Annotated in this window: 26 protein-coding genes and 2 pseudogenes; 20 read left to right on the top strand and 8 right to left on the bottom strand. The window is 45.2% G+C overall.

What is annotated here, in order from left to right; all coding sequences use genetic code 11:
• Positions 1–6: 6 nt before the first annotated feature.
• From EYB58_RS19580 to nadC, 5 genes are all read left to right on the top strand, one after another.
• Positions 7–396 carry a YccF domain-containing protein gene (locus tag EYB58_RS19580; RefSeq protein ID WP_242637445.1) on the top strand — a complete coding sequence of 130 codons (390 nt, stop codon included), beginning with the start codon at positions 7–9 and terminating at the stop codon, positions 394–396.
• Between the two features lie 114 nt (positions 397–510).
• Complete coding sequence (locus tag EYB58_RS19575; RefSeq protein ID WP_111959318.1) at positions 511–972, top strand: DUF3465 domain-containing protein; 462 nt, start codon at positions 511–513, stop codon at positions 970–972.
• A 396-nt stretch (positions 973–1368) separates the two neighbouring features.
• Positions 1369–1704 (top strand): hypothetical protein, encoded by a 336-nt coding sequence (locus EYB58_RS19570; RefSeq protein ID WP_111959316.1) that lies wholly within the window; start codon positions 1369–1371, stop codon positions 1702–1704.
• Between the two features lie 199 nt (positions 1705–1903).
• A complete protein-coding gene (locus EYB58_RS19565) occupies positions 1904–4573 on the top strand; it encodes a valine--tRNA ligase (protein WP_111959314.1) in 2670 nt (889 codons plus the stop codon).
• Between the two features lie 12 nt (positions 4574–4585).
• On the top strand, positions 4586–5413 hold the full coding sequence (nadC, locus tag EYB58_RS19560) for a carboxylating nicotinate-nucleotide diphosphorylase (protein WP_111959312.1): 828 nt from the start codon (positions 4586–4588) through the stop codon (positions 5411–5413).
• A 285-nt stretch (positions 5414–5698) separates the two neighbouring features.
• Here the strand turns inward: nadC and EYB58_RS19555 are convergent, their stop codons facing one another.
• The 6 genes and pseudogenes from EYB58_RS19555 to EYB58_RS19535 form a co-directional block, all read right to left on the bottom strand.
• A complete protein-coding gene (locus tag EYB58_RS19555) occupies positions 5699–5977 on the bottom strand; it encodes a calcium-binding protein (RefSeq protein WP_131072125.1) in 279 nt (92 codons plus the stop codon).
• Between the two features lie 348 nt (positions 5978–6325).
• Positions 6326–7675 (bottom strand): hypothetical protein, encoded by a 1350-nt coding sequence (locus EYB58_RS19550; RefSeq protein WP_111959308.1) that lies wholly within the window; start codon positions 7673–7675, stop codon positions 6326–6328.
• On the bottom strand, positions 7675–7839 hold the full coding sequence (locus EYB58_RS23365) for a hypothetical protein (RefSeq protein ID WP_163354534.1): 165 nt from the start codon (positions 7837–7839) through the stop codon (positions 7675–7677). Before EYB58_RS23365 ends, EYB58_RS19550 begins: the two co-directional genes overlap by 1 nt.
• 8 nt (positions 7840–7847) lie before the next feature.
• Entirely contained in the window at positions 7848–8522 is a 675-nt protein-coding gene (locus EYB58_RS19545; protein WP_111959306.1) for a PEP-CTERM sorting domain-containing protein, read from the bottom strand.
• Between the two features lie 639 nt (positions 8523–9161).
• Entirely contained in the window at positions 9162–10814 is a 1653-nt protein-coding gene (gene pgm, locus EYB58_RS19540; RefSeq protein ID WP_111959304.1) for a phosphoglucomutase (alpha-D-glucose-1,6-bisphosphate-dependent), read from the bottom strand.
• Positions 10815–11243: 429 nt separating this feature from the next.
• Positions 11244–11653, bottom strand: a pseudogene (locus tag EYB58_RS19535) (IS66 family transposase); the annotation flags it as partial.
• A 146-nt stretch (positions 11654–11799) separates the two neighbouring features.
• Here EYB58_RS19535 and EYB58_RS19530 point away from each other — a divergent pair.
• The 4 genes and pseudogenes from EYB58_RS19530 to EYB58_RS19515 form a co-directional block, all read left to right on the top strand.
• Complete coding sequence (locus EYB58_RS19530; RefSeq protein WP_131072000.1) at positions 11800–12870, top strand: hypothetical protein; 1071 nt, start codon at positions 11800–11802, stop codon at positions 12868–12870.
• Between the two features lie 21 nt (positions 12871–12891).
• On the top strand, positions 12892–13479 hold the full coding sequence (locus EYB58_RS19525; RefSeq protein ID WP_131072124.1) for a DUF6399 domain-containing protein: 588 nt from the start codon (positions 12892–12894) through the stop codon (positions 13477–13479).
• 695 nt (positions 13480–14174) lie between these two features.
• Positions 14175–14909: an integrase core domain-containing protein gene (locus EYB58_RS19520; RefSeq protein WP_242637444.1), complete on the top strand. Its 735-nt coding sequence runs from the start codon at positions 14175–14177 to the stop codon at positions 14907–14909.
• 533 nt (positions 14910–15442) lie between these two features.
• Positions 15443–15646 (top strand): annotated as a pseudogene (locus EYB58_RS19515) (ArsR/SmtB family transcription factor); the annotation flags it as partial.
• A gap of 73 nt (positions 15647–15719) precedes the next feature.
• On the opposite strand, the gene tnpA reads toward EYB58_RS19515, so the two are convergent.
• Positions 15720–16151, bottom strand: a complete 432-nt coding sequence (gene tnpA / locus EYB58_RS19510) for an IS200/IS605 family transposase (protein WP_131071986.1) — start codon at positions 16149–16151, stop codon at positions 15720–15722.
• A gap of 310 nt (positions 16152–16461) precedes the next feature.
• Between tnpA and EYB58_RS19500 the strand changes: the two genes are divergently transcribed.
• The 10 genes from EYB58_RS19500 (at position 16462) to EYB58_RS19460 (ending at position 23325) form a co-directional block, all read left to right on the top strand.
• Positions 16462–17598 (top strand): permease, encoded by a 1137-nt coding sequence (locus EYB58_RS19500; RefSeq protein ID WP_278186260.1) that lies wholly within the window; start codon positions 16462–16464, stop codon positions 17596–17598.
• 171 nt (positions 17599–17769) lie between these two features.
• Positions 17770–18003: a thioredoxin family protein gene (locus EYB58_RS19495; RefSeq protein ID WP_111960767.1), complete on the top strand. Its 234-nt coding sequence runs from the start codon at positions 17770–17772 to the stop codon at positions 18001–18003.
• 132 nt (positions 18004–18135) lie between these two features.
• On the top strand, positions 18136–19308 hold the full coding sequence (locus EYB58_RS19490; RefSeq protein ID WP_111960765.1) for a permease: 1173 nt from the start codon (positions 18136–18138) through the stop codon (positions 19306–19308).
• A gap of 67 nt (positions 19309–19375) precedes the next feature.
• Positions 19376–19798 carry a thioredoxin family protein gene (locus EYB58_RS19485; protein WP_111960763.1) on the top strand — a complete coding sequence of 141 codons (423 nt, stop codon included), beginning with the start codon at positions 19376–19378 and terminating at the stop codon, positions 19796–19798.
• Entirely contained in the window at positions 19777–20484 is a 708-nt protein-coding gene (locus EYB58_RS19480) for a cytochrome c biogenesis CcdA family protein (RefSeq protein WP_111960761.1), read from the top strand. The genes EYB58_RS19485 and EYB58_RS19480 overlap by 22 nt, the downstream gene beginning before the upstream one ends.
• Before the next feature lie 65 nt (positions 20485–20549).
• On the top strand, positions 20550–20825 hold the full coding sequence (locus tag EYB58_RS19475) for a hypothetical protein (RefSeq protein WP_131072123.1): 276 nt from the start codon (positions 20550–20552) through the stop codon (positions 20823–20825).
• Positions 20822–20971 (top strand): hypothetical protein, encoded by a 150-nt coding sequence (locus tag EYB58_RS23360; RefSeq protein WP_163354678.1) that lies wholly within the window; start codon positions 20822–20824, stop codon positions 20969–20971. Before EYB58_RS19475 ends, EYB58_RS23360 begins: the two co-directional genes overlap by 4 nt.
• A 79-nt stretch (positions 20972–21050) precedes the next feature.
• Positions 21051–21464 (top strand): TolC family protein, encoded by a 414-nt coding sequence (locus tag EYB58_RS19470; RefSeq protein WP_131072122.1) that lies wholly within the window; start codon positions 21051–21053, stop codon positions 21462–21464.
• 393 nt (positions 21465–21857) lie between these two features.
• A complete protein-coding gene (locus tag EYB58_RS24260) occupies positions 21858–22997 on the top strand; it encodes a transposase (protein ID WP_242637443.1) in 1140 nt (379 codons plus the stop codon).
• A 13-nt stretch (positions 22998–23010) separates the two neighbouring features.
• The gene (locus EYB58_RS19460; RefSeq protein ID WP_278186259.1) at positions 23011–23325 is read left to right on the top strand and encodes an EAL domain-containing protein; all 315 of its coding nucleotides are present in this window, start codon (positions 23011–23013) and stop codon (positions 23323–23325) included.
• Between the two features lie 189 nt (positions 23326–23514).
• Here the strand turns inward: EYB58_RS19460 and EYB58_RS19455 are convergent, their stop codons facing one another.
• Positions 23515–24414, bottom strand: coding sequence for a GGDEF domain-containing response regulator (locus EYB58_RS19455; protein ID WP_111959959.1), 900 nt, complete (start codon positions 24412–24414; stop codon positions 23515–23517).
• Positions 24415–24553: 139 nt separating this feature from the next.
• Here EYB58_RS19455 and lepA point away from each other — a divergent pair, with 139 nt between their 5' ends.
• A complete protein-coding gene (lepA, locus tag EYB58_RS19450; protein WP_111959957.1) occupies positions 24554–26356 on the top strand; it encodes a translation elongation factor 4 in 1803 nt (600 codons plus the stop codon).
• Positions 26357–26462 lie beyond the last annotated feature (106 nt).

Genomic DNA, 26462 nt, shown 5'->3' with positions numbered 1-26462 from the left:
GGAGGAATGATGACTTTTTTATTGAATTTGCTCTGGTTTGTACTTGGCGGGGGATGGGCTGCAGGCCTTTTATGGATTCTTACCGGCTGTATTCTGATGCTCACGGTTGTGGGCATTCCCTTTGGCTGGGCTGCGTTCAGAATTGCAGGATTTGCCGCCTTTCCCTATGGCAAGACACTTGTGGATGCCAGGGCTGTGGGCGAAGACGTGATAACCGGTACGACGCTAGCGAATATTTTGTGGATCATCTTTGCGGGTATCTGGCTGGCCATCTCACACATCATAGCCGGGGTCAGTCTTTGTCTGACTATTATCGGCATCCCCTTTGGATTCGCCCATTTCCGGTTGGCCGCCGTATGCTTTGCGCCCTTGGGGACACGTACGGTTTCGATTTGAGATATGATGTCGGTGGCCTACTTTTCGGATGTTATCCCGTTAGATAAATGAATATAAAAGATATGTAGAAGCCACAGAATCACTTTATGTCATTACTCATTTAGGGTAGTTGAAATGAAAAAATTTATTATAATACTTTTAATTTGTATTGGGGCATATGCAATAGTGTCCCTATCTCATGATAGTTTTTCCATAAGCTCAATAAAAGCATTTCTTCCTTTTACAAATACAACATTTTCTACAAGCGATAAAGCGCTAAAAAATGTCTTTGAAAATAAAATTAGTGGTGTTCAAATTGGTGGATCAGGTAAAGTTATCAAAATTCTACCAGATGATAACAAAGGAAGCAGGCACCAACGTTTTATTCTCAAATTGAACTCCAATCAGACGCTACTAATTGCACACAACATTGATCTTGCGCCAAAAATTCAATTCCTAAAAGTCGATGATCATGTAAATTTCTATGGCCAGTACGAGTGGAATTCAAAGGGTGGGGTTATTCACTGGACTCACCATGACCCCAATGGGCAGCATGAAGGCGGTTGGTTAAATCATGACGGAAAAATGTATCAATAAATTTTGCAAGTGAGAATAACATAAAAAAAACAATATTAAGGAGGCAATCTTTTATGCGAAAAATTATTTTTCTTTGGGACGCGTATGCTTAAAAGTTGGGAAATTCGGGGACATGGAAATTCGAGGACAGACCCCAATTTTTCAATCAAAATCCAAATGAAGCAGATTGATACCGCGCATTTCTTTGGAAACTGCAATGAATAAACAATCTTTGCAGGATGTGGTGTTCGGATAGAAGATGATGGCTGGCATAACAAGACCATACTCAGAATGTTTACATGCGTTGACCCTGTAAAGAAAGCATAAGTTGTTGACACTTTATATCTGCTCTGATAAATTTTTAGTCTCGTAAAAATAAAATAAAACGCTTTAAAATCAGGACGAAATGAGGATTTTATGGTTCAAGATTATGATGATGATATTATTGAGCTGATTGATGTGGTCACCGAAGAATCATCCCCAAAAGATCAGGACGTCATTGAACTGACCCAACAAGCCTCTGATCCGGGAGCGTTAGGTTCCGAAGATGTCTCTTTGGGCCGAAAAAATGGTGAAAATATCATCCCGCCACTGGACCGGGTGGACATAGAGGCTGTTCTTGAAAAACTTATAGAGAAAAAATTTTCTGAAATTATTGAAAAAATTCTTTTTGAAGTAACGGAAAAGGTAATCAAGCGTGAAATAGAAGATATTAAAGCAGGACTTAAAAAAGATCTTGATGATATTGGTTAAGCTTGATTAAACGATTGACTTAATTTTTAAAAATTTTTATTAACGTGGCGGGGATTGATTCAATCCCCGTTTTTCATTAACTGGCCTTGGACTGCTGTGGTTTTTTTAAAAACGCGTGGCGGTTCATGACAAAACATGACACAGCCCCTACATTTATAATAAAGGGTTGTCATATTAAAAGGGTTTGAGGAGTTGAATTATGTGTTCGGATTCCCTGGACAAAGGATATTCACCAAAAGAGATTGAAGAAAAATGGTATTCGTTCTGGCTTGAAAACGGATTTTTCAAAGCTGAAGACAAAAGTGACAGCCCCCCCTTTTCAATTGTGATTCCACCGCCCAACGTCACTGGCGTGCTTCATATGGGTCATGCGCTGAACAACGTGATCCAGGATATCATGTGCAGATATAGAAGGCTTTTGGGGCAGAATGTTCTATGGATGCCGGGAACTGATCACGCCGGAATCGCCACCCAGAATGTGGTGGAACGTAAACTGGCTGCCGAAGGCAAGAACCGTGATCAAGTCGGGCGTGAAGCCTTTATTGAGGAAGTCTGGAGATGGCGGGAAAAATCAGGTGGTGCCATTATCAACCAGCTCAAGCGCCTTGGTGCATCCTGTGACTGGGACCGGGAACGCTTTACCATGGATGAGGGATTGTCCGAGGCGGTGCGCAAGGTATTTGTCCGCCTGTATAAGGAAGGCCTGATCTATGAAGGCCAGTATATCATTAACTGGTGTCCCAGGTGCAAGACTGCACTTGCAGACCTTGAGGTTGAATACGAAGAAAAGGACGGTTTCCTTTATTATATCCGCTACCCGTTCAAAAACAGCCAGAAAAAAGGGCTGACCGTTGCCACCACCCGGCCTGAAACCCTGTTTGGGGATATGGCCGTGGCAGTCAACCCCGAAGACGAACGGTTCAAGGACCTTGGGGAAACAGAAGTTCAATTGCCCCTGACAGACCGGGTCATTCCCATTATCCGGGATGAATATGTGGATACCCAGTTTGGTACCGGAGCCCTGAAAGTCACCCCGGCCCATGATCCCAATGATTTTCATCTGGGCGAAAAACACGACCTGAAAAAATTAAAGGTCATTGATGATGCGGGCGTAATGATGGAAGGGGCAGGGCGTTTTGCCGGTCTTGACCGGTTTGAATGCCGCAAAAAAGCGGTTGAAGCGCTTGAAGATCTGGGATTGCTTGAGAAAAAAGAACCCTTGAAGCACAGTGTTGGTAATTGTTATCGCTGCCATACAGATGTTGAGCCTTCCATTTCCAAACAATGGTTTGTCAAGGTTGGACCGTTGGCTGCAAAAGCATCCCAGGCTGTACGGGACGGCAGAACCAGAATTATTCCTGATAACTGGTCAAAAACTTATTTTGAGTGGATGGACAATATCAGGGACTGGTGCATCTCCCGGCAGATCTGGTGGGGCCACCGCATCCCTGTATGGAAATGCCCGGAATGCAAGGCCGTTATTGTTGAAGAGACGGATCCTGATACCTGCCCCGAGTGTGGCTCCAAAAATATTGTCCAGGAAACCGATGTCCTCGATACTTGGTTTTCTTCGGCGCTCTGGCCCTTCTCCACCATGGGGTGGCCTGAAAAAACAGATCTTTTGAAAACCTTTTATCCGACTAATGTCCTGGTCACAGGGTTTGATATTTTGTTTTTCTGGGTTGCCAGAATGATGATGATGGGTATCCATTTCATGGACGATGAAATTCCGTTCAAGGATGTTTATATTCATGCTTTGGTCAGGGATGAACACGGCAAAAAAATGTCTAAGTCCAAGGGCAATGTCATTGATCCGCTTAAGGTGATTGATGAATACGGAGCCGATGCGTTCAGGTTTACGCTGGCTGCTTTTGCGGCCCAGGGCAGAGACGTTAAAATGTCCGAATCAAGGGTGGAAGGGTACAGAAATTTTGTTAACAAGCTATGGAATGCTGCCAGATTCACCCTGATGCACATTACGGAAAAAGACGCACTGACAGATGATCTTGACTTGACCCTGACGGACCGCTGGATTCTGTCTAGATGCGCTGAAACATCTTTGGCCGTTAAACAGGGGATTGAGGAATACCGGTTCAATGAAGCCGCTTCTACCGTTTATCAGTTCGTATGGCATGAATTCTGCGACTGGTATCTTGAAGCTGCCAAGCCTGCCTTATATGAAAAATTAGGGGCCGAACACCGTGACGCTGCCCGTGGTGTTCTGGCAAAAGTGCTCGAAGATATTATTATCATGTTGCATCCCTTCATGCCCTTTGTGACCGAAGAAATTTATAATATTCTTCCGGGCACAAGCGGCTCTGTCATGAAGGCGACATTTCCATATAATGACGATGACTTCAAAAAGTTCAAAGATCCGGCCTGTGAAAAAGAGATGGAATTTCTGTTTTCTTTGATATCGGGGATCCGCAATGTCAGATCCGAGATGAATATCCAGCCCTCGACTAAGGTTAAGGTCCTGGCCACCACGGCAGAAAAGGCGGAAAAATTGTTGATTGCCGAAAATAAATCTGTCGTTATCAATCTTGCAACCCTTGAGAATCTGTCTTTCTGCGAAGCAGATAATCCGCCTGAATCCTCAGCTACAACGGTTTCAGGAGCCACCACCTGCTATGTCTGTCTTGAGGGCGTAATTGATTTTGACAAGGAAATCAGCCGTCTTGAAAAGGAGCTGGAGAAAAACACCAAAGAGTTGAATGGCATCCAGAAACGGCTGAATAATGACAGTTTCCTTGAAAAAGCCCCGGAAAATGTCATTGAGAAGGTCAAAGCACAACATGAAGAGCTTAAGGAAACCCAGGATAAGATTACGGTGAACTTGGATCGGGTCAAAAATCTGAAACAGGATTGAAAACGTATATACATGGATATGACAAAACAGATCATTCGGCTGGCACTTTTTGAAGATACCTGTTTTGGGGATGTGACCACGGAAAGTATTTTCCTTTATCCCCAGGAAAAAACCGCCATCATTATTGCAAAGCAGGACTTTATCCTGGCAGGAACAGATGTGGCAAAAAAGGTGTTCTATGCTGTAGATCCTTCCATGGAATGCAAAGTTCATTTTGATGATTCAGACATCATTAAAAAAGATGATGTGATTTTTACCATAACCGGCGATATTCGCTCTCTTTTGACGGCAGAACGTGTGGCGTTAAATTTTTTGCAACGGCTTTCCGGCATTGCAACCTTAACACGAGAGTTTGTCGATGCCTTGGATAACCCAAAAGTCAGGCTGGTGGATACAAGAAAAACGACCCCTGGATGGCGAAAAATCGAAAAAGATGCTGTCAGGGCAGGGGGAGGATTTAATCATAGATTTGCCCTGTATGACGGCATTCTGATCAAGGACAACCATATTGCGGCTGCCGGTTCCATTGCGGCAGCCGTTTCCCGTGTCCGGGCCAGGGCTTCCCATCTAATGAAGGTGGAAGTGGAAGTCTCGGATATGGTCGAGGTGCAGCAGGCCCTCGATGCCCAGGCAGATGTGATCATGCTCGACAATATGGACATCGATACCATGACTAAAGCCGTGACGTTGATCGGAAAGCGCGCCGTGGTTGAAGCTTCGGGTAATGTCAGTTTGCAGACTTTAAACGCCATCGCTGGAACCGGCGTGGATATTATTTCCTGCGGCGCGCTCACCCATCAGTCTGTTTCTGTTGATTTAAGTATGCGTATCCAATGTTAGTAACGCTATAATTGATTTTAAAATAAGAACGGCCCAACCTGACTATCGGGTTGGGCCGTTGCTATTTGTTGCCGCAAAATGTATTCCTGCTTGGTCTAAGGACTTATAGGGCGCCTTTAATGTAAATCATAAGCACCTGTCTGACTTAAGTAATTTCAGACCAAGATTTGTAAAAATTGAACCCGGTTGCCCCTGCTAAATATTTTTCTTTGAAACACAGATCAAATTGGGAGCCCATTTTTTTTAAAACAGGAAAGTCCGACAGGTTTTTAGTTTGTCAATGTATCAATGTGTGCTTTCGCAATTAACGATCCCATCGTCGCCTCGACCACCGTCGCAGAAGTCCTTGGCTTTACCACCATCAAGATTATCATTGCCGTTGTTGCCAAAAAGTTGGTCTTGGCCTAAACCGCCAAACAGATCGTCATCGTCTTGATCACCACGGAGAATATCAGCGCCGGAGTTCCCATCCAGGTAGTCCGAACCGTTACCACAGTAAATGACATCAGCTCCTCTGCCGCCGTCGATGATATCATCCGCGTTGCCGCCGAAGGTGGTAGACACCGGCCGGCGCATTAGGCCGGGGGGGGGGGGGGGAAATCATAGGTGCCGGTCGCGCTTTCCAACTTGAGACGATGGTTGATCAACGAATTTTGCAAGACATCATCGATGTAGATGGCCGGGTCACCCAGACCGTCCTAGGCGCCAAAGTCGATGAAAGCGTTCGAGGAGCCTGCCGGGATATGGATCATCTCGGTGTACTCTTCCTCATTGCCATTGGGCCAGATCATGGTCATGGTGATGTCGAACTGCTAATCCTCTGCACCCGTATCCTCAACGTAGATGCGTTCTTGATCAGGTTCGAGATCCAGCCAAACCGTCTCACCTGCATGGAGGGTTACACCCTCTACGTCAAAGATGATGCTCGGATCGTCGTCGGAGATATGATCGTAGGAGATATAAATGCCTGGGAGTCTCTCCCGTCTCCGTGGCCGTAAAGGAGATGTGGTCGCCATCGGGGTTAAGCTTAAATTCAAAGAATTCGTCGGGGACGAGGTTGACGTCGTTCACGCCGATTGCAAATCCTGCACCCGTTATCGTCAGCGAGCCCTGGGCGATATCGTCGATTTTCTTACCGCTGATGAAGACCGAATAGAGGGTATCATCGGCTTCGAAAAAAGGTACCTTGATGCGGGGTAGAACATCGAAGCATAGCTCGCCTTTGAAGTAGAACAGCTCGGCATCTGGGATTTCGTTGATGTCTTCTTCGATGTCGAAGGCATAGCCGGTGGCCTGGCCCTCGTCATTTTCAACCAGGATAGCCCCCTCACCGGAAGATTGAAAGGTGAGAGTCCCCGCCACCATGCCAGTGGCGGCAGCCCGTAAGCCGGCGTTGGTGGGCAGGATACTCAAACCACCAGAGGTTTTCCCACTCGCCGTGTCAAAGTAGACATCGGACGGTTCGCCGGGTGTGGATGCTGTTACGTAGCGCCAGGTGTTGGCCGCCATGTCGACGGTGATATACTGGCGCTGTTTGGGGAAGTTGTTGTCATACACGATAATGCGTGACTCAGTGGCATTCACCGTTTCCACGCCGTAAGGTGCGATGGAATGGCCCTCTTTGTACCCCGGCATCTTGAAGATGGCGAGCGTGTAGGCCACTGGTGTGGGTTTACTAAAATCCGTGATCAGTTGATTGACAATATCTTTCGGCCCAACTTTGAATTCGTGGTCAAGAACCGGCCAAAGCGATTGGGTTTGGAAGTAGTAGCCAATGTAGTTTTCAATGGACTGTAAAGGAAAATTCAAATCGCTCGCCGTGATTGCCCCGGTCTGATAGTCCACCAGGGGTGGATTTACCCTTGAAGGGAAGCTCACCAAAGAAACGCGGCTGGTCGTGGCCAGACCATCGAAATGCCCAAAGCCAATATCTTTGATCTGGGCTTCCTTCCACTTCTGGGCCGGACCACTCAAGACGCAGGTGGCTGCGGTGTCGCCCGACTGACGAACACCTTTGCCGAACAGGAGAAACAGATCTTCCGCACCATATTTGATCAAACAATCAGCATCGGGAAAAGAACCTTTACCGGGACAGAGGGTCGTTGGAATGATGGATACTGCACCGTTTAGGTCGACTCCGGTCTGTAACTTGGTCTTGACCACTTCACCATCCGTGAACCCCGGCGTAACCGTCTCGACTATTTCAGTACCCGCCGACGCCAAGGTGTCCGAATTGGGGGCATCGCTGGAGGTAACGCTCATCACAACCGTACCCGAGTTGCTGAAATATCGGCAGACATGTTGACAAATTCGGTGCCGGCAGTGTCCAGTGTCGCTTGCCGGGAAGCCCCGAATGTGGAGTCCAGAAATCCAAGGCCGGCCACTTTGATAACGGTGAAAAGGAAAGGCCGACCCTGGCGGGTCACCAATAACCTTAGCAGATTCTTTTACGTCGACCGAAAACGATCAGGCCAATCATGCAAGTGCCAAGGAGGCTTAGTGTGGATGGTTCTGGAACTGGGCTAACGGTCCTATCAAGTTCCAAGCCGTTAAATACAATACCAACACTATTAGCTGCAGCCTTTGAAAAAAACAGTTCAACGTCGGTTGTTCCGTTGCTTGAAAAAGTAACTAAACTCGTAACTGGTGTTGTGGTTCCGGAAATGATATTTTGTGCATTGGAGAGATCTGAAATAGTAACTCCAGTAATGCTCGAGGCAGAAAATTTAAATTGTCCGGAAAAATAAAGATCATTGTGATATCCAGTTAACTGATAATCGCCTGCCGCCAGATTACTAAAAATAATTGAAGTAGAATCACTTCCGATAAAACCAAAATCCTCTATGACGTCACCTAAAGGATCACTGCTGATGTCTCCCCGGTTTCTATATTGATTTACACCAATATCAATCGATACCATATTACCTATAGCTGCAAAATCACTGGCAACAGATATTGAATTTTCATTTGTTAATCCTGTCCAGCCATTTTGAATGTCCTGACCTGTTGCGCCAATATCAAGCAATATGGGGTCTGCGTTGGCTTGGCAAGTTACAACTGCAACGAAAAACAAAACCATGAGTAAACATATTGTATTTCTTTTATTCATAACCAAATCTCCTTTTTACTCGACTATCAAGTTTTTTTTCAACCCTGTAACCACAAGCCTTGGAAGTGAGCGTTTTCGTAGGTAAAAAATATTTTTAAAATATAAAAATTTGATATTATAATAGGTTATTAAGAATAATGCCAAGACAGCATGCTTTTTGTTAGAGTTGTAAAAATGTTAATTAATATAAGTCTATTTTTTTTATATGAAAGTTCCAATAAGTTGCTGAATTACTTTCATGCTTTGTTGTGGGTTGAACCTCGGTATTGATAGACCAAGTCAGCCCATGGCTGTTATATGAAACACTTGATAGTCGAGTTTTAATTTTTTTGTGAAAGCATTAAAGATGTTTTAAATTATGTGTTCTTCCGTTACTCAATTGCTCTCAATGTCACCTCCTCTCCCTTTGCGCCCGGCAATATATTTTTTGCCACTGCTGAACGTCGCAAATTACCTGCGGCAAAAAAAGCAGAGCGAAGCGCCATTTTTATCGCCCGAATGCATTCGCCAGGTTTCCGTGGTAAAAAAAATAACAGCCAACAACCTCTTCATCGTAAGGTTCTCTTTCATTGGAGTAATGTTGGGACAGTTCAAACCCTTAAGACGATAGCCGAAGGTTTCATCGGTCTTAACTTCTTTTTAAACACCCGCCACTTGAAATGCCGCACTGACAATGGTCTGAGCCTCTTGCTGAATACGTTGCAGGTGCGTCTTGTCTTTGAAACTTTCGGTGTAAATTTTATAAATATCTTCGGTGCCGGATGGTCGGGCGGCGAACCAGCCGTTTTCCGTGACCACTTTTAGCCCCCCCAAAGGGGCTTGATTGCCCGGTGCGCGGGTATGTTTGGCCAGGATCGGCTCTCCGGCCAGTTCCTTGGCGGTAATTGTTTCGGGGGAGAGTTTCGTTAAAACCGCCTTTTGTTCGGCAGTTGCCGGGGCATCGATACGCTCATAAACACAAGTACCAAATTGTTCCTCGAGCGACGTGTATATTTCACCCGGATTTTTGCCGGTTTTGGCCATGATTTCAGCGGCTAAAAGATCCATGATAATGCCGTCCTTATCCGTGGTCCACACCGAGCCGTCCCTGCGCAAAAACGACGCCCCGGCGCTTTCTTCGCCGCCGAAACCGATTTCAGCACTCATCAGTCCATCCACGAACCATTTAAAGCCCACGGGCACTTCAGACAACTTTCTCCCAAGATGCGTCGTGACCCGGTCGATCATTGAGGTGGATACCAGTGTTTTACCCACGGCGGCCGATTGACTCCAGTCGGGTCTGTTTTGAAACAGGTACCATATCGCCACAGATAGATAATGATTGGGATTGAGCAGTCCGGCGCTTTTGGTGACAATCCCGTGGCGATCGACATCCGTATCATTGCCAAAAGCGATGTCAAATTTATCTTTGAGTTTGATCAGCCCCTGCATGGCAAAGGGTGAAGAACAGTCCATGCGGATTTTACCGTCTTTGTCCAGGGTCATGAACGCAAAAGTAGGATCCACGAACGGGTTGATGATCTCAAGGGAAAGCCCGTAGCGTTCGGCAATGGGCGCCCAGTAGTGTACGGCGGCCCCTCCCAGGGGATCCACACCAAGCGTGAGCCCGGATTCGGCGATCACCTCCATGTCGACCACGTTGGCAAGATCCGCCACATAGGGGGTTATGTAGTCATATTCGTGGGTCGTATCGGCTTTGAGCGCTTTTTCAAAAGACATTCGTTTGACCTGATCCGGACCATTTTCCAGGATTTGGTTAGCCCTGTCAGCAATGCGCTGGGTGATCTCATTACCCGCCGGCCCGCCATGGGGAGGATTGTATTTGAACCCGCCATCTTCAGGGGGATTATGGGAGGGGGTGATGACCACACCGTCGGCCAGGCCTTTCTGTCTGTTTTTATTGAAGGTCAAGATGGCATGCGAAATGACTGGTGTAGGCGTATAGCCCAGTCCCTTGGAGATCATGACGGTCACACCGGCAGCGGCAAAGACTTCGAGTGCGCTGGCCAGGGCCGGTTCGGAGAGGGCATGGGTATCTATACCCATGAAGAGCGGCCCGTCAATATGCTGGGATGTTCGATATTCACAAAGGGCCTGGCTGATGGCCAGAATGTGATCTTGGTTGAAACTGTTTTTTAGTGACGAGCCCCGGTGGCCCGATGTTCCGAAAACGACTTGCTGGTTCGACTTAGAAACGTCCGGTTGATGGGTGTAGTAGGATGAAACGAGCCTTGGAATGTTGGCCAGCACAGATTTCGGTGCTATTTCTCCGGCGAGTGGGTGCATTTTCATGTTGGATCGCTCCTGTAGGTTTCAAGTTTTTTAATAAAAAGCTTGGCGATGGAATATATTCGAAACTTATATGCAAAAAAAATTATTTTCAAGACATACTTCAAAACAAGCAAAATAGAGTGCAATTAAACATTTGGATGAAAATCCCCAGCACGTCAATTTAGCGGATGCCATTGTTCAACGTATGTTTTAACATTAGTGGTATTTCCACTATATGCTTGTTGGAATAAAGGGAATCCACTGTCAGATCCGGCTGAATACACTTGGGCGCAGGTTCTATCATTATGGCAAATTTCTGTAGAGGCCTTCACCTGGGATACGGCATCGAAGTATTTGACGCGGGATCGGGATTTATATACTTTTTTTTTGACAAAAAAGGGTGCTCTCCCGTAAGCGCTTAATGAACCGCATCTTGTCAGGTACGGTCAATCATGAGATATGAGGAGGACCGGCAAGAGAGGCCCTGTCGAGGTACTGAGGCAGCAGGGATTTATAATCGTCTTCGGTCATGGCATCGGGGAGTTTTTCGAGGAGGTAACGAAGATACCAATATGGTTCAAGTCCATTTGCCTTGGCGGTTTCAATCAAGCTATATAACGCTGCGCTGGCAGCGGCCCCTTCAGGACTTGCTGAGAACAGCCAGTTCTTTCTGCCGATCACAAAAGGACGGATGGTATTTTCCGCCATATTGTTGTCCAAAGTGACGTATGCCGTATCTGCATAGACAATAAGTCGATGCCATTGATTCAGGGCGTAGTTAACAGCCTTCCCAGCAAACTTTTTGGTGGAGCGGCTTCAACCATGACATCAAGCCATAATTTGAATTCATCCAGTATCGGTTTAGCGGGCTTGATCATAAGATGGGCCACGGGGTAGCAAAAGAAAATAAATTTATGAGAAAAATAGATAGACAAAAATAGCCCGGTCTGAGAATAGATATTGCGCCAACAAAAACTATTCTAAATAAAGGAACAACAGACCGAGCATGACCATTACATACTCTGAGTCTTCTCAAAAAGCAAATCTGAAAAAGAGGTGGGATAGAGACGACGTCTCCATGAAAATTATTGATTTTCAAACCCACAAAGAAAAACTCAGCCAGCGGGAGTTTGCTAAAGATAACGGTGTTCCCCGTACGACGCTCCAAAATTGGCTGAACCGTATGAACCGAATTGATGCGGATCCGTCCATGGTCTCTTTTTTTGAGAGCCCGGCAGGGGTTAAATTTTTACATATCCTGATTCAGGCTCTCCATTTTGAATTCACCAAGGTAGGTTGTGCCAGCCTTCGGAATATATCTAACTTCCTGGAGTTAACCCAATTATCAAGCTTTGTGGCTTCATCCTACGGCACCCATCAAAAGATTTCGGATGAAATAGACATCATGATAGGCCAGTTCGGTGATATGGAAAAAGCTCGTCTTTCAATACTGATGCCTGAAAAACGGATCACCCTGTGTGAAGACGAAACCTTTCATCCTCAGATCTGCCTTGTGGCTATTGAGCCTGACTCCAACTATATCATCCTTGAAAGATATGAAAAGAATCGCTCGGGAGATACCTGGAACCAGGCGGTGATCGAGGCGATTGCTAATCTCCCCGTCAAGGTTCTCCAGGGTACCAGCGATGAGGGGAAAGGACTGATCTATCATGTTACCAAAGGTCTGAACGGCCATCACTCCCCAGATCTTTTTCATGTAATGTATGAAATCAGCAGGGGAACCGGAGCTCCACTCTCTGCCGCAATCCGAAAGGCCGAAAAAGAACATGAAAAAAGTGAAAAGACAGTCCATGGGGCACTGAAAAGTAAAGAAGATTTTGAAAACCTTGTTAAACGGCCCGTTGGCAGGCATCCCGACTTTGATAAAAGAATCTCCATTTGTCAGAAAAAAGAACAAGAAGCAAGAGCCTCTCTGGATAAGACAAGGGGAAACCGGGAAACTGTTTCAAAAGCAAGAAAGGAAATAAGCACGGCTTATCATCCCTACGACTCTCTCACAGGTGCAAGGCGGGACTCAGCCTCTGTAAGTATTCAACTGAAAGGGTGTTTTAATTAAATCCGGGAAGAGACAGAAGACTTGGCAGATCGATGCAAGGAACGAATTGAGAAGGCCTGGCGCGTCACCGAAAAGATGACAGCAACCATTGCATTTTTTTTTTGGATGGTCGAATCGCTTGTCAACAAGATGGCTTTGACTGATGACCAACGCGAATTAATGCACAACTGGTTGATTCCGGGCTTTTACCTCCACAAAGTTGCCCAAAAGGAGACGGACCCCGAACAAAGAGGGAAAATTCGACAAAAATCACAGGAATTACTTTCAGTCTTGAAGGACAAAACCGGGCCTCTTTCCGGATTTGATGATTGTGAAATCGACTCTATGGTAAGAACTGCCAAGGAGTGTGCTGGACTTTTTCAAAGATCAAGTTCCTGTGTAGAAGGACGAAATGCTCAACTATCTTTGCATCACCATGGAATGCACCGCCTGAGTGATCGAAAAATGAAGGGTTTGACGGTAATTCATAACTTCCATTTAAAAAGGCTTGACGGGACCACTGCGGCAGAACGATTTTTTGAAAACAAACCGATCAACATGTTTGAATGGCTTGTTGAAAATATGCCTTTACCTGCAAGGCCAAGAAGTAGAATAAAAATGGTGAGTTAGTGAGAATGGCCGATCTTATGATCAACCCCAATATTTGAACTGACATTATTAATATCAGAAGTAGTTAACGCCTTTATTCACAATGTTCTCGGCGATACATAATAGACATAAGTGTCGCTTTTCCAGCGTTTAATTAGAGGCTGGATTTTGATATAAATGTTCTTTTTAAGGTTCTGTTGCAAAGAATTCTGAATCCATGTTAAAAGCATTTCCTCAAACTCAAATACCGGGGGAAATGTATTGATGAATTCGACAGATTCGTTCAAGTGGCGTCATTTTGAAAAAGAGATTATTCTTCTAAATGTTCGGTGGTATTTGCGTTACGTGTCCTTCGCAAGTATTCGTACTTTCTGAAAGTATTGACAAATTTGCATGCGCCTGTCAAGTTAAAATCATGCTAAAAATATTTGGAAATCTTGTTTTGTTCATATAGCTGAAGCTCAAAGTCACTTTGAATCTTGCTGCCGAAAACCTCGCGCTTCGCCAACAACTGGCCGTAATGAAAAGGACGAACAAGCGGCTAAAAATTCGAATGGCGGATCAGCTCTTCTGGGTTTTGCTTTCCCGAATTTGGACTCCTTGGCGCAAATCTCTCATCATTGTAAAGCCAGATACGGTTATCCACTGGCATCGTAAGGGTTTCAAACTTTTCTGGAAATTTAAATCCAAAGGCCCGGGAAGGCCTCAAGTCAGTCGTGAAATTCGTGATCTGGTCAGGAGGCTGGCTTGCAGCTAATCCAAACTGGGGTGCGCCCAGGATTCATGGGGAATTGCTCAGGCTGGGGTTTGAGGTTTCCGAGCGAACAGTATCGAACCTGATGCCCCGACGTCTGCCGAATTTAAAGCCGTCTCAGACTTGGCGGACTTTTCTGAAAAATCATGTCAATAAGTGTTCGATTGATTTTTTCACTATTCCGACAGTCACCCTTAATATTCTGTTTGTCCTGGTGATCCTTAACCACAGCCGCCGCAAAGTCGTACATTTCAGTATAACCTCAAATCCGACGGCCGAGTGGACAACCCAACAGATTGTGGAAGCCTTCCCCTGGGATACGGCACCGAAGTATTTGATGCGGGATCGGGATTCGATCTATAGCGTTTTCTTCCGCAATCGAGTAAAAAACATGGGCATCAAAGAAGTGATCTCGGCTCCGCGCAGCCCTTGGCAAAACCCGTTTGTTGAACGGGTAATCGGATCAATCAGGCGAGAATGTGCAGACCATGTCATCGTATTGAACCAAGGACATCTGAAAAACATTCTTTGCGCGTATTTCCAATATTATCATAACGACAGAACGCATCTGAGCCTTGGAAAAAATACGCCAAACGGTCGGCCAGTTCAACCCAGACCTGTCGGTAAATGTAAGATAATCGATTTGCCGCGCATTGGTGGGTTACATCATCGATACGAGTGGAAGAAAGTGGCCTGAAAACTCAAATCGTTCTGATATCAAAAGCATGTAACGGTCTTTGCTGATCTGTGGTTAGAATAGACCTCAATCAAATATTTCACATTGAATCCGCCGTTTTTAATGAATTTGGCAGAGGGTCTTTCATTCAATCGCTCCACAGAGGAGAATATTTTTTCAACAAATTTATCACGGATTAATTTTTGCGAAGGACAGGTAAGCGTGAGCCTGAGCGGTTAAAAATTTTTTGGCCATTGCTTGACAATTGAGATCTGAATTTATATATTCACATCTAACGATTTGCAAAAGTAGGAGGAAAAACATACCAATGGTGAGACAGAATACCGTTGGAAGAATAACATAGACCTTGCAGACATTGACTACGGATTCAAGGAAAATGCAGGTTATGGCGCAATGAGGTCGCCGCCCTTGGCCATCAAGCGGAAAGTAAAATCGGTAGAATCTGTTCCAGCGGAAACAAAATTAAAGAGTAGACACTTGAAACCTACAGCCAAACTTAAAACACAGCAGGATGCATAGATGGGAATACAGTCATGAAAACATTCATCAAAGTCATGAAAGCATTATCCGATCCCAACAGGGTTAAAATGGTGAAAATTCTCCAGAAGCGTCCCTTCTGTGTCTGTGAAATACAACAGTTACTGGGGATTGCCCAGTCTACCACGAGCAAGCATTTAAAAATCCTTGAGGATGCGGACCTGGTCAAAAGCTTCAAGGATGGATTGTGGGTGAGTCATGACCCCCAGTGAAACTGGGGGCTTGATTGTTAACCGCTCAAAGCGGTCTTTTAAAAGCGCCTAAAGGCGCGGTTTAATCAAACAAGTTCATCTGTTCGCAACGTTGATCCTCTTTTTCTTGATGCCGGATATATGCTCGAACAGTTTGTTCGTCGATTCCTACTGTTGATGCAAAATAACCTCTGGCCCAAAATTTTTCACCATTATAGTTCCTTTTTTTACCACAAAACTGACGTGCTATCTGAATAGCACTTTTCCCCTTGATGAACCCAACTACCTGAGCCACGGCAAATTTGGGTGGAATGGAGATCAGCATATGAACATGGTCTGTCATCAAATGTCCTTCTTCGATCTCGCATTCTTTTTGTTTTGCCAAACCATGTAGTATTGACCCCAGTTCCCGACGTAATTGCCCGTAAATAACTTTCTTCCGATATTTTGGAATCCAAACCACATGATACTTGCAATACCACTTTGAATGCTTTAAACTTTTATAATCTTTCATACAACCTTCCTTTAATAGCTTTGAGCGGCTAACTTAAGGAAGGTTGTTTATTTTCAACTCCCGGAACTGTCAAACTTTTCGAGTCCTCCACCGGAGGTGGAGGTTTACCCAATAGAATTACGTTTTATCGGACGGCGACGACTCCCCATTTGCCGCCAGCATGATCGGAAATCTGAAACACTGGCTGGATAGTGACAGCCAGATTAAAGAACTGACTAAGCTTCTTCCGGATATCGATCGGTATGGTATTGTTGATAAGGCATCAAAAAATTAAGCAAGTACATATATGTAAAAAAATAGTGGAGTGAATATGAAAAACAGATCGAATATCCGTTTAGTTCGAAAGAACGAGTCTGCATTAATGCTGAATTTTTTCATGGGAGCCGCCGGCGTTGTTCTGTGGTGGATGATTTACCGGCAGTTGCCGGAATTATCCAAATGGCTGACATACGGCCTGCTGCAAATCGGCAAGGGTTCTCACCTGGGGGAATCAATCGAATTTTTCCTTTATGATACGCCGAAAGTCATGATGCTGCTTTTTCTGGTTGTCTTTGGCGTAGGCGTTATCCGCAGTTTTTTCACCCCGGAGAAGACCCGTGCCTTTCTTTCCGGGAAAAGTGAATTTGCAGGCAATATTTTTGCAGCCCTTCTGGGGATTATCACCCCGTTTTGTTCCTGTTCTGCTGTACCGCTTTTCATCGGCTTTGTCACCGCAGGGGTGCCCCTTGGAGTCACGTTCTCCTTTTTAATTGCCGCTCCCATGGTTAATGAAATTGCCGTGGGTCTTTTATACGGCCTTTTAGGGTGGAAAGTGGCGGCCCTATACATGGGAACCGGGCTTTTCATCGCCATTGCTGCTGGATGGGTTATCGGGCGTCTGAAACTTGAAAACCACATTGAGGACTGGGTGACCCAGGCCAATATGGCTGCAGCAGAAATGGAAGAGGAAAAACTGACCTGGAATGACAGGTTTATTTACGGCTGGGATGCTGTTAAAGAGATTATTGGTCGGGTCTGGATCTATGTCATACTCGGCATTGCAGTGGGAGCAGGAATCCATGGATTTGTGCCTGAAGGAATGATGGCGTCCATTATGGGCAAAGGGACATGGTGGTCTGTGCCCCTGTCCGTGGTTATCGGAGTTCCCATGTATTCCAATGCCGCCGGCATAATTCCCGTAGTAGAGGCGCTTTTAGGCAAAGGCGCGTCACTGGGGTCTGTCCTGGCATTCATGATGAGTGTTATTGCGCTCTCCCTGCCGGAGATGGTGATTCTAAGAAAAGTGTTGAAACCCAGACTGATCGCCGTATTTGTCTGTGTTGTCGCCTGCGGGATTTTGTTTGTGGGTTATTTGTTTAACATGGTGCTTTACGATGGTTCGGACATTTTATTTTCCAATATTACAACCCTATATAATAAACTTTTGGGGTTGCTGAGCAGCTTTTAAACAACGGGGAAGTGCTTAGATAGTGCAAGGAACAAAGCAAAGTTACACCAAAAGATATTTACGAGAAAATAAAGGTGGTTTCAGCGGATCAGTAATTCGCCTGATACCTGATTCAATAAATCAAATAGTTGATGAACTGAACAAACAAATCAAACTTGAAGGAGTTTAAACATGGAAATCAAAGTATTGGGACCTGGATGCGCCAAATGTGTAAAAGCTGAAAAACTGGTCAAGGAAGTATTGGAAGAGACTGGACTTGACGCCAGCGTGGAGAAAGTGACTGATATGATGCAGATTGCTTCTTACGGCGTCTTTGGAACCCCCTCTGTCATTGTGGACGGCGAGGTGAAATGTACCGGAAAAGTACCCAAAAAAGAAGATGTCATAGCCTGGATTACAAAGTAGTCTCAAAGGAATGTTTAATGAAAAACAATCGAGTTATTATCCTTATTTAAAATTTTTATTTTAAAAAATGAGATGGCGGCCCGCGATACCTCCGGCAGGAGAACCAGGCCGCCAACTCTGGGAGGAAATGCAATGAAAGAACGTACCAAGCTACTATTGATCATAGGGGTTTTTCTGGTTGCTTACTATGTACCCTGGAGTCATCCGGTGATCCGTCAATCCGGTCTGGAAGCGTTTATGATGCTTCAGGAATATGCCCGGGAACATGTTCTTACCTGTTTGATTCCCGCTTTCTTCATTGCGGGTGCCATTTCCGTGTTTGTCTCCCAAGCCTCGGTACTCAAATACTTCGGGGCTCAGGCCGCCAAGCTGTTGTCCTATTCTGTAGCCTCGATATCCGGCACCATCCTGGCGGTATGTTCCTGTACGGTACTGCCGCTGTTTGCGGGAATCTACACACGAGGGGCGGGGATCGGACCGGCCACGGCTTTTCTCTATTCTGGACCTGCCATCAACGTGCTCGCCATCACTTTGACCGCCAAGATCCTCGGCTGGCAGCTCGGCTTTGCCAGGGCCGTTGGCGCAGTGATTTTTGCCGTGGTGACCGGTCTACTCATGGCCCTGATTTTTCATAAAGACGATGCCTCACGCACTGCTGGTAAGATTTATCTGCCGGACGAGGAGGCCAAAGAAAGAACTCTGTTGCAAGACAGTCTATACCTTCTGACCATGGTGTTGATTTTGGTTTTTGCAGCCTTTGCCAAACCGGCTTCCGGATCGACCGGGCTTTGGCCCGCAATCTTTGCGGTCAAGTGGTACATCACCATTGCCCTGCTGATTGTCCTCGGATTAATGATCAAGGCCTGGTTCACCAAAGATGAGTGCAAAAGCTGGGTGGAAGCCACCTGGGGCTTCATGAAACAGATTTTCCCTCTGCTTTTCGGCGGGGTAATCGTTGCCGGTTTTCTACTGGGCCGTCCCGGTCATCCGGCACTGATCCCGGAACAATGGATTTCGTCTCTTTTGGGCGGCAATTCCATTTGGGCCAATCTGCTGGCGTCCGTGGCCGGAGCCCTGATGTATTTCGCCACCCTGACCGAAGTACCCATCCTGCAGGGGCTTTTAGGAGCCGGCATGGGTAAGGGACCGGCCCTGGCCCTTCTGCTGGCCGGTCCGGCGCTGTCGTTACCCAACATGCTGGTGATCGGCAGCATCATGGGCGCAAAAAAGACTGCTACTTTTTGTACAATCATCGTGATCTTGTCCACCATCGCCGGAATGGTGTACGGAACCATTGTCGGGTAGATGGTTTTTTATAACTTATTTGAAAACATAACAATTTAACTAAACTACATTAAAAAAGGATAGAAGAATGGCTAAAAAAATAGTTGGACCGGCGGTTCTGGTGTTACTTTTTCTTTCAATATCCCTTGCCTGTGCCCAGGATTTTTCCGCAGTACCGGAAAAGGGAACAGTCACCATGGTTGATCTTGGGGCCAAAAAGTGCATCCCATGCAAAATGATGGCCCCGATCATGGAAAAACTTGAAAAAGCTTATGAAGGCAAAGCCCATATCGTTTTCATAGATGTATGGAAAAACCGGGGCCAGGCCCCCAGATTCGGCATAAGAACCATCCCCACCCAGATCTTTTTTAACGAGAACGGTGAAGAAGTCTGGCGTCATGAGGGCTTTCTGGAAGAAAAGACCATTGTTGATCGCCTGACCGAAATGGGGGTAAAGAAACCGGATATAGTAAATAATGGGGTAAGCTCATGCTTGATTCCATATTCCTAACCGTCAATCAATGGATGACCGGCGGCATTGCCTTGGCGGCTGCCGGATGCTTTATATGGGGCGTTATCAGTGTATTGTTCAGTCCCTGCCATCTGGCATCCATCCCGCTGATTGTCGGGTATGTGGGTGGCCAGGAAAGAATGGTCCAACCGAGACAGGCAGGCATATATTCTGTTTTATTTACAACAGGGCTTTTCATCACCATTGCATTAATCGGTATCATTTGTGCCATACTTGGGAGAATGCTCGGGGATGTGGGTGCTTACTGGCAGATTCTGATCGGCCTTGTCCTGATCTGGGTTGCTTTGGGAATGCTGGGGGTTGAAAAATGCTCGATGTCCGGCAGCCTTTTATACCGCTTGAAGCTCAAGGGAAAATTGGGGGCGTTTGTCCTGGGACTCGCCTATGGGGTACTGTCCGGGTCATGCACTTTCGGATTTATCGCTCCGATACTGGCAATTATTACGGTTCAGGAAAAAATTGCCACCGCCATCATTTTAATTGTTCTGTTCGCTGTCGGCCATTGTCTTCCCATCGTCATTGCCGGCAGTTCAACTGCAGCGGTCAAAAAATTGCTGGAAAACAGCGCATGGAATGGTGCCGGAACCTGGTTCAGGAAAGGTGCCGGAACCCTTGTCTGTTTTTTGGGGGTCTATTTTATCATTTCCCCGTTTATTTCCGCATGAGGGCTGATTCTAAAAAAGTATCGTTAATTCCAGCATCTTGAATCCATTAAGTAAAAAGGGCCTGTTTGCCAGTTGTTACCTATTGTGACGGAGAGACATGCGATTTAAGTCACGAGCTGGCCTTGTTCTTGAGGGATGAAGAACTCACCCGTTATACGGTTACGTCCGGTTTCGAGACTGAACTGAATAACGGACAGCTTGAACTTACGGTTGTCAATGGGTCTGAAAGGGCATGGAAAAACCTGCCCAAGGTTTGGGACTATCTTCACGAAGAGGAGCAATTCACCGATTACGTCCAAAAAGAGATACAGAGGTTTTTAAAGAAAAGGAGTGAACAATGAATGTGAAAAAGGTTCAAATTGAACTGACTACATCCGACGTTCACAGAGTTTTGATGATTGATCTGGATGATAACGCAGAGGAAGCTCTTGCCTTTATCAAGGATACGCTTTCAGGAAAACTGAAAACGGCCCTTCAAAGGCATTGAGTGCCGGTCTTCGAGGCCTGTTACGACCCCGGCCAGACTTGGAGCGGTTTACCAGAGAATAAAAAGGTGATGCTGAGTTATGACGTACCGCATGTTATGGAATAGTGTTATTTCACTCTTCATGTTGATTCCACTTTTCGTTGGTGGGATGCCCGTATTCGGAGCATCCGGGGAGCATGTTCGACCCATCGGGGAAACAGCGCCTCCTTTAACACTTGATTTTTGCATTGAAACCGCCCTTGCTAACAATCCGGATCTTCAGGCTTCACGTGATGAAAAACAGATTGCGGCATCTGACCGGAAAATAGCAGGTGCAGAGAGGTGGCCCTATTTTAAACTCAAAGGCGGCGTCACGGAATTTGACGATGATCAGAGACTGGTACCGGCACGTTTCAACGGCGAACAAGGCGTTTTCGGCAGGAATATGTCGGATATCGCAGTCACGGTTCGCATGCCGCTTTTTTCCGGAGGTAGTATAATTAATACTCGATGATCCAGTTTTTTTGAGGGAAGAACAGGTAATCAGTATTGAAAAATGCAAAGGCTGGTCAAGTCGATGCTATAATACCAATTTTCCAAACTGATATCTCACTCATCGGTTGGCCAGCCTTCAATGAGCAGAGTAAAATAAATGTTATTTGAATACAATAGTTCCTGATTATAACGGATTTGGGGGACTGAGTCGGGGAGCGATGAAATAGGCTGAAAAAATTCATTTCCTGAGTTATGGTTGAAGTGCGAACAGCAACTATAACAACTAAGGAAAATTATGACTCCTGCCTCTAACATCGCTCCCCGACTGAATCGAACTATTTGTATGCACGTTTGTCAAGCACAATATTACAGCATCATTAAACATGCCATCCAATTTCGGATAATATTAGACATGGTAATCAAGGAGCATCCTAATATTTTTCCGCCTGAAATCGCCTGCGGATACACAATGAAGGAGATCAGAGTCTCAAAAAAACTGAAATTAAAAATCAGAAGGATAGTCATAGCTGGTGTCAGTTACACAATAAGGCCGTCTTTTGCCATGCCGTATATGACTGGATTTGTGAAAGATGTTGAAAAACCGTTATTTTTGCGTAAGTTTGCTGTTCCATTTTGGGCTCTGAGCCACTGTTTCGGGAAAAATCCCATGTATTGGTATCGTCTTGAAGCAACTATTGGCCGGTACAGCCTCGTAGGAACCACTATCAAGTCCCCAGAGAAATTACCCCAGCACCTTTCTGCTGATGAAAAACATACCCGCCTTTTGGGAGAAAAGACCTATATTGCCACGACGGTCGGAAATAACTGTATTTTAGGAGCCAGTGTTTCGGAAACAGCATCCGGTAAAGATCTTCAAAAAGCATACGGTGTTTTTAAAGAGGAGGCTGAATGCATTAATCCGGAATATCAGCCGGATACTGTCAATACCGACGGATGGCGGTCAACGCAGAAGGCCTGGAAAAAGCTGTTTCCCAAGATAGCCGTGCTATCCTGCTTTTTGCACATTTTTATTGGCATACGTGATCGCTCACGCAAAAAATACAAGGAGCATTTCCTGGATGCGGCTACCAGATTATGGGATTGCTTCAGGGCAGAGTCCAAAAGATCATTCTCACAAAGAGTTCGGAGGCTTTCCGAATGGTGTCGAAATACGGAGAATGAAGTTCCAGACGTCATTTCAGTTAAAATCAAGAAGCTTAGGGATAATCTTCCACAGTTTTCCCAAGCCTATGATTTTCCTGGCGCACATAGAACGAGCAACATGGTTGACCGGCTGATGCAACGGATGGATCGTCATTTATTCAGTACCAAATATTTTCACGGCACTATGAAATCTGCCAATCTCAGCATACGTGCCTGGGCGCTTATCCAAAATTTTGCCCCGCTCAATCCATGGACGGTAAAGCACAAAGGCCATGTGAGTTCTTTTGAAAGAATTAACGGATTTCAGTACCACGAAAACTGGCTTCAGAACCTTTTGATTTCGGGTTCATTGGGAGGCTTACGGACGGGTCCCCCAAATCCGTTATAATCAGAATTTATCAATGAAATGCAAAAAGATAGGATTTAAATTTGCCATTGATGACTTTGGTACTGGTACAAGTTCTTTCAGCTATTTAAAAAACCTACCTGTTGACGACTTGAAGATCAATGGCAGTTTCGTGAAAAATATAGAACATGATGATGTGGATAGAGCAATGACTGAAACAATTAATCGAATTGGACATATTCTTGGGAAAAAGACCGTCGCGGAATTTGCGGAAAATCAAGCTATCATTGAAATATTAAATGAGATAGGTGTTGATTTTGCCCAGGGATTTGGCGTTTGCAAGCCTACACCTCTTTTTCAAAAAAAATGATCAAAAACTGCAATAACATAAATCAGGGCTCTCATAAAAAATCCCCCCCAGTTCAACCGAACACGACTTTCAATAGAGGTGTGCCGTGATTCGAAAACAGTATCAGGAAAATATGAAAATTAACGTCTCCCTGTCTGATTCACATTATTATTCAATGCACAACAAAGAAGAGAAAAATGTAAGACGGGATTAAGAGGCTACGGTTAACCGATTGCGACCGTTTTCCTTGGAACGGTACAATGCCTTATCTGTCCGTTTGATAAATGATGTAACGTCTTCACCACTGATAATCTGTGCCGCCCCGATGCTTACGGTCACAGATGTCTGCACACCTTTTTCCGGTGTGAATATCGCTTTTCGAACATTGGCCCCGATGCGGGTGCCCACCAGACAGGCTTCCTCTAACTCTGTTTCCGGTAAAAGTACGGCAAATTCCTCACCGCCGTAACGATAGGCGGAGTCCATGCTGCGCAGGCAGGAGGAGATGATCATGCCCATGCTCATCAGCACTTTGTCTCCTTCCAGGTGTCCCCAGGTATCGTTGTATTTTTTAAAAAAATCGATATCCAGCATGAGAAGTGATAAATCCCTGGAGTAGCGCTGAAAACGTTCAACCTCCTGCTTAATTTGATGAAAAAACTGTCGGAAATTGAACAGGCCTGTTAATCCGTCGGTGATGGCCAGTTTCTTCATATCTTTCAGAAGCTTATCCCTTTCCTTCTTAAATGCAGCTTCTCTAAGCATCCGTTTGATTCTTAAATTCAGCTCTTCAAAACGGAACGGCTTGAAGATGAAATCACTGGCCCCTGAATTAATGGCTTCTTCATAGGAATAATCAGCAGAATACCCAGTCATGACCATGACATCAATGTCGTACTTCTCCCTGATCAATCGGGTAAGCTCAAGTCCGTCCATTCCCTGCATCATGATATCCGTTAAAACGATATCGGGCTGAAAATTTTTTAAAATGTCAACGGCCTGGAATGCATTTTCAGCACTTTTGACTTCATAGGCCATTAGTGTTAAAAATTCTTCTACTGATTCCTTAATTGCTATATCATCATCAACAATGAGGATGGCATGGGCCATTAGTTTCTCCGATACAATCCAATACAAATAGAACGCCTTGAACGGCGGCTTTTCTTGACACTGCAAAATACAATTGTTAAATATATAGTCTTATTATGATAGATACATCTTTTTTGTCAACTCTTAGTTTGGAGTCTAATTGAAACACGATCACCTGAATATTAGAAATTTTTCTATTATTGCGCATATTGACCACGGCAAATCCACTTTGTCTGATCGGCTGATACAACTATCCGGTATTATAGAAGATCGGGATATGAAAGAACAGATCCTGGACTCCATGGACATTGAGCGGGAAAGGGGAATCACCATAAAATCCCAGACCGTGTCCCTTCCTTATACGGCTTCGGACGGCAGCAAGTATTTACTTAATCTCATTGATACACCGGGACATGTGGATTTTTCATATGAAGTGTCAAGGGCCCTTGCTTCCTGTGAAGGCGCTTTAATACTGACCGACGCAACCCAGGGGGTAGAGGCCCAGACTCTTGCCAATTTGTACCTGGCCATGGAACATGAACTTGTAATCCTTCCGGTCATTAATAAAATTGACCTGCCTTCGGCTGAAATTGAATGGGTCAAAAATCAGATTGATGAAGACTTAGGCCTTGACAGTGAACAGGCCCTTCTTGTGTCCGCAAAAACGGGAGTAGGTGTTGATAAAATTTTTCAGACCATTGTTGACAAAATACCCGGTCCCACCATTGAAGATACAGGCGCATTTAAGGCCCTGGTCTTTGATTCTCACTATGATGCTTTCCGAGGTGTTATTATTCATATCAGAATTTTTGAGGGAAATATCAAAAAAGGGGACCGGATACAGTTTATGTCTAATAATTCGACCTACAAGGTTGAAGAAGTGGGACTGTTCCAGATCAAAAGGAACCCTATGCCTATTCTCGAAGCAGGCCAAGTAGGGTATTTTCTTGCAGGGATAAAGCTTATATCCGATGTTAGAATCGGTGATACAGTGACCATGCCGGACAAACGGTGCGACAAAGCGCTGGGCGGTTTCAGAGAGCCTACGCCCGTGGTATTTTCTTCCATGTATCCGGTGGCATCAGATGATTATGTGGAACTGACCGAGGCCCTGGAAAAACTCAAATTGAATGATGCCGCCCTGATTTATGAAAAGGATTCATCTGCAGCACTGGGGTTTGGTTACCGCTGTGGGTTTCTGGGGCTTTTACACCTTGAGGTGGTTCAGGAACGCCTTGAGCGGGAATATGATATTTCATTGATTTTGACCTCTCCTTCGGTTCAGTATGAAGTCACCTATGTGTCAGGGGAAGTGAAGATCATTGACAACCCAACTGAATATCCTGATCCCACAGAAATAAAATGTGTCAGGGAACCCATTATCAAAGCCTCTATTATTGTTCCGGATAAATATATGGGCAATGTCATGCAGGTCTGCCATGAATTTCGGGGCATCAGCACCAATTATCAGTATCTGACATCAAACCGTATGGAAATGAATTTTATCCTGCCTTTGGCCGAGGTGGTTTATGAATTTTATGACCGCCTTAAAAGTGTGACCCAGGGCTATGGTTCCTTTGATTATAAAATTGCAGGCTACCAGGAAACAAATCTTGTAAAACTTGATTTTCTGATCAATGGGGAACGGGTTGATGCACTTTCCATGCTGATCCACCGGGATAAAGCAGAGAGCAAGGCCAGATCTGCCTGCAAAAAGCTGCGTGAAGAAATTCCAAGACAGCAGTTTAAAATACCCATCCAGGGAGCTATTGGCGGCAAGTTCATTGCAAGGGAAACCATTTCTGCCTATCGCAAAGATGTTACCGCCAAATGTTATGGCGGTGATATTTCAAGGAAGCGTAAGCTTCTTGAAAAACAGAGAAAAGGCAAAAAAAGAATGAAGATGGTCGGGTCTGTGGAGATTCCGCAGTCAGCGTTCCTGTCTGTGTTGAAGTCCGATTAAATTTAATGACGTCGTAAAAAAATATAAAAAACCCCCTGACTATTAAAAGCCTGGGGGGTTTTTTCATTGTAATGTATTTAAAAAAGACAAAACCGGTCGATCTGAA

It is taken from the genome of Desulfobacter hydrogenophilus (assembly GCF_004319545.1).
Taxonomy (GTDB): domain Bacteria; phylum Desulfobacterota; class Desulfobacteria; order Desulfobacterales; family Desulfobacteraceae; genus Desulfobacter; species Desulfobacter hydrogenophilus.
This window is presented reverse-complemented; position numbering and strand designations above follow the sequence as displayed.

What these genes read in the sequence shown, in the direction of transcription:
- EYB58_RS19495 (WP_111960767.1), top strand. Translation starts at nt 17,770, where the DNA reads ATGGAAATCAAAGTATTGGGACCTGGATGCGCCAAATGTGTAAAAGCT.
- nadC (WP_111959312.1), top strand. Translation starts at nt 4,586, where the DNA reads ATGGATATGACAAAACAGATCATTCGGCTGGCACTTTTTGAAGATACC.
- tnpA (WP_131071986.1), bottom strand. Translation starts at nt 16,151, where the DNA reads ATGAAAGATTATAAAAGTTTAAAGCATTCAAAGTGGTATTGCAAGTAT.
- EYB58_RS19490 (WP_111960765.1), top strand. Translation starts at nt 18,136, where the DNA reads ATGAAAGAACGTACCAAGCTACTATTGATCATAGGGGTTTTTCTGGTT.
- EYB58_RS19565 (WP_111959314.1), top strand. Translation starts at nt 1,904, where the DNA reads ATGTGTTCGGATTCCCTGGACAAAGGATATTCACCAAAAGAGATTGAA.
- EYB58_RS23360 (WP_163354678.1), top strand. Translation starts at nt 20,822, where the DNA reads ATGAATGTGAAAAAGGTTCAAATTGAACTGACTACATCCGACGTTCAC.
- EYB58_RS19480 (WP_111960761.1), top strand. Translation starts at nt 19,777, where the DNA reads ATGCTTGATTCCATATTCCTAACCGTCAATCAATGGATGACCGGCGGC.
- EYB58_RS19460 (WP_278186259.1), top strand. Translation starts at nt 23,011, where the DNA reads ATGAAATGCAAAAAGATAGGATTTAAATTTGCCATTGATGACTTTGGT.
- pgm (WP_111959304.1), bottom strand. Translation starts at nt 10,814, where the DNA reads ATGAAAATGCACCCACTCGCCGGAGAAATAGCACCGAAATCTGTGCTG.
- EYB58_RS19500 (WP_278186260.1), top strand. Translation starts at nt 16,462, where the DNA reads ATGAAAAACAGATCGAATATCCGTTTAGTTCGAAAGAACGAGTCTGCA.
- EYB58_RS19580 (WP_242637445.1), top strand. Translation starts at nt 7, where the DNA reads ATGATGACTTTTTTATTGAATTTGCTCTGGTTTGTACTTGGCGGGGGA.
- EYB58_RS19575 (WP_111959318.1), top strand. Translation starts at nt 511, where the DNA reads ATGAAAAAATTTATTATAATACTTTTAATTTGTATTGGGGCATATGCA.
- EYB58_RS19485 (WP_111960763.1), top strand. Translation starts at nt 19,376, where the DNA reads ATGGCTAAAAAAATAGTTGGACCGGCGGTTCTGGTGTTACTTTTTCTT.
- EYB58_RS19550 (WP_111959308.1), bottom strand. Translation starts at nt 7,675, where the DNA reads ATGAGCGTTACCTCCAGCGATGCCCCCAATTCGGACACCTTGGCGTCG.
- EYB58_RS24260 (WP_242637443.1), top strand. Translation starts at nt 21,858, where the DNA reads ATGGTAATCAAGGAGCATCCTAATATTTTTCCGCCTGAAATCGCCTGC.
- EYB58_RS19455 (WP_111959959.1), bottom strand. Translation starts at nt 24,414, where the DNA reads ATGGCCCATGCCATCCTCATTGTTGATGATGATATAGCAATTAAGGAA.
- EYB58_RS19570 (WP_111959316.1), top strand. Translation starts at nt 1,369, where the DNA reads ATGGTTCAAGATTATGATGATGATATTATTGAGCTGATTGATGTGGTC.
- EYB58_RS19470 (WP_131072122.1), top strand. Translation starts at nt 21,051, where the DNA reads ATGACGTACCGCATGTTATGGAATAGTGTTATTTCACTCTTCATGTTG.
- EYB58_RS19530 (WP_131072000.1), top strand. Translation starts at nt 11,800, where the DNA reads ATGACCATTACATACTCTGAGTCTTCTCAAAAAGCAAATCTGAAAAAG.
- EYB58_RS19545 (WP_111959306.1), bottom strand. Translation starts at nt 8,522, where the DNA reads ATGAATAAAAGAAATACAATATGTTTACTCATGGTTTTGTTTTTCGTT.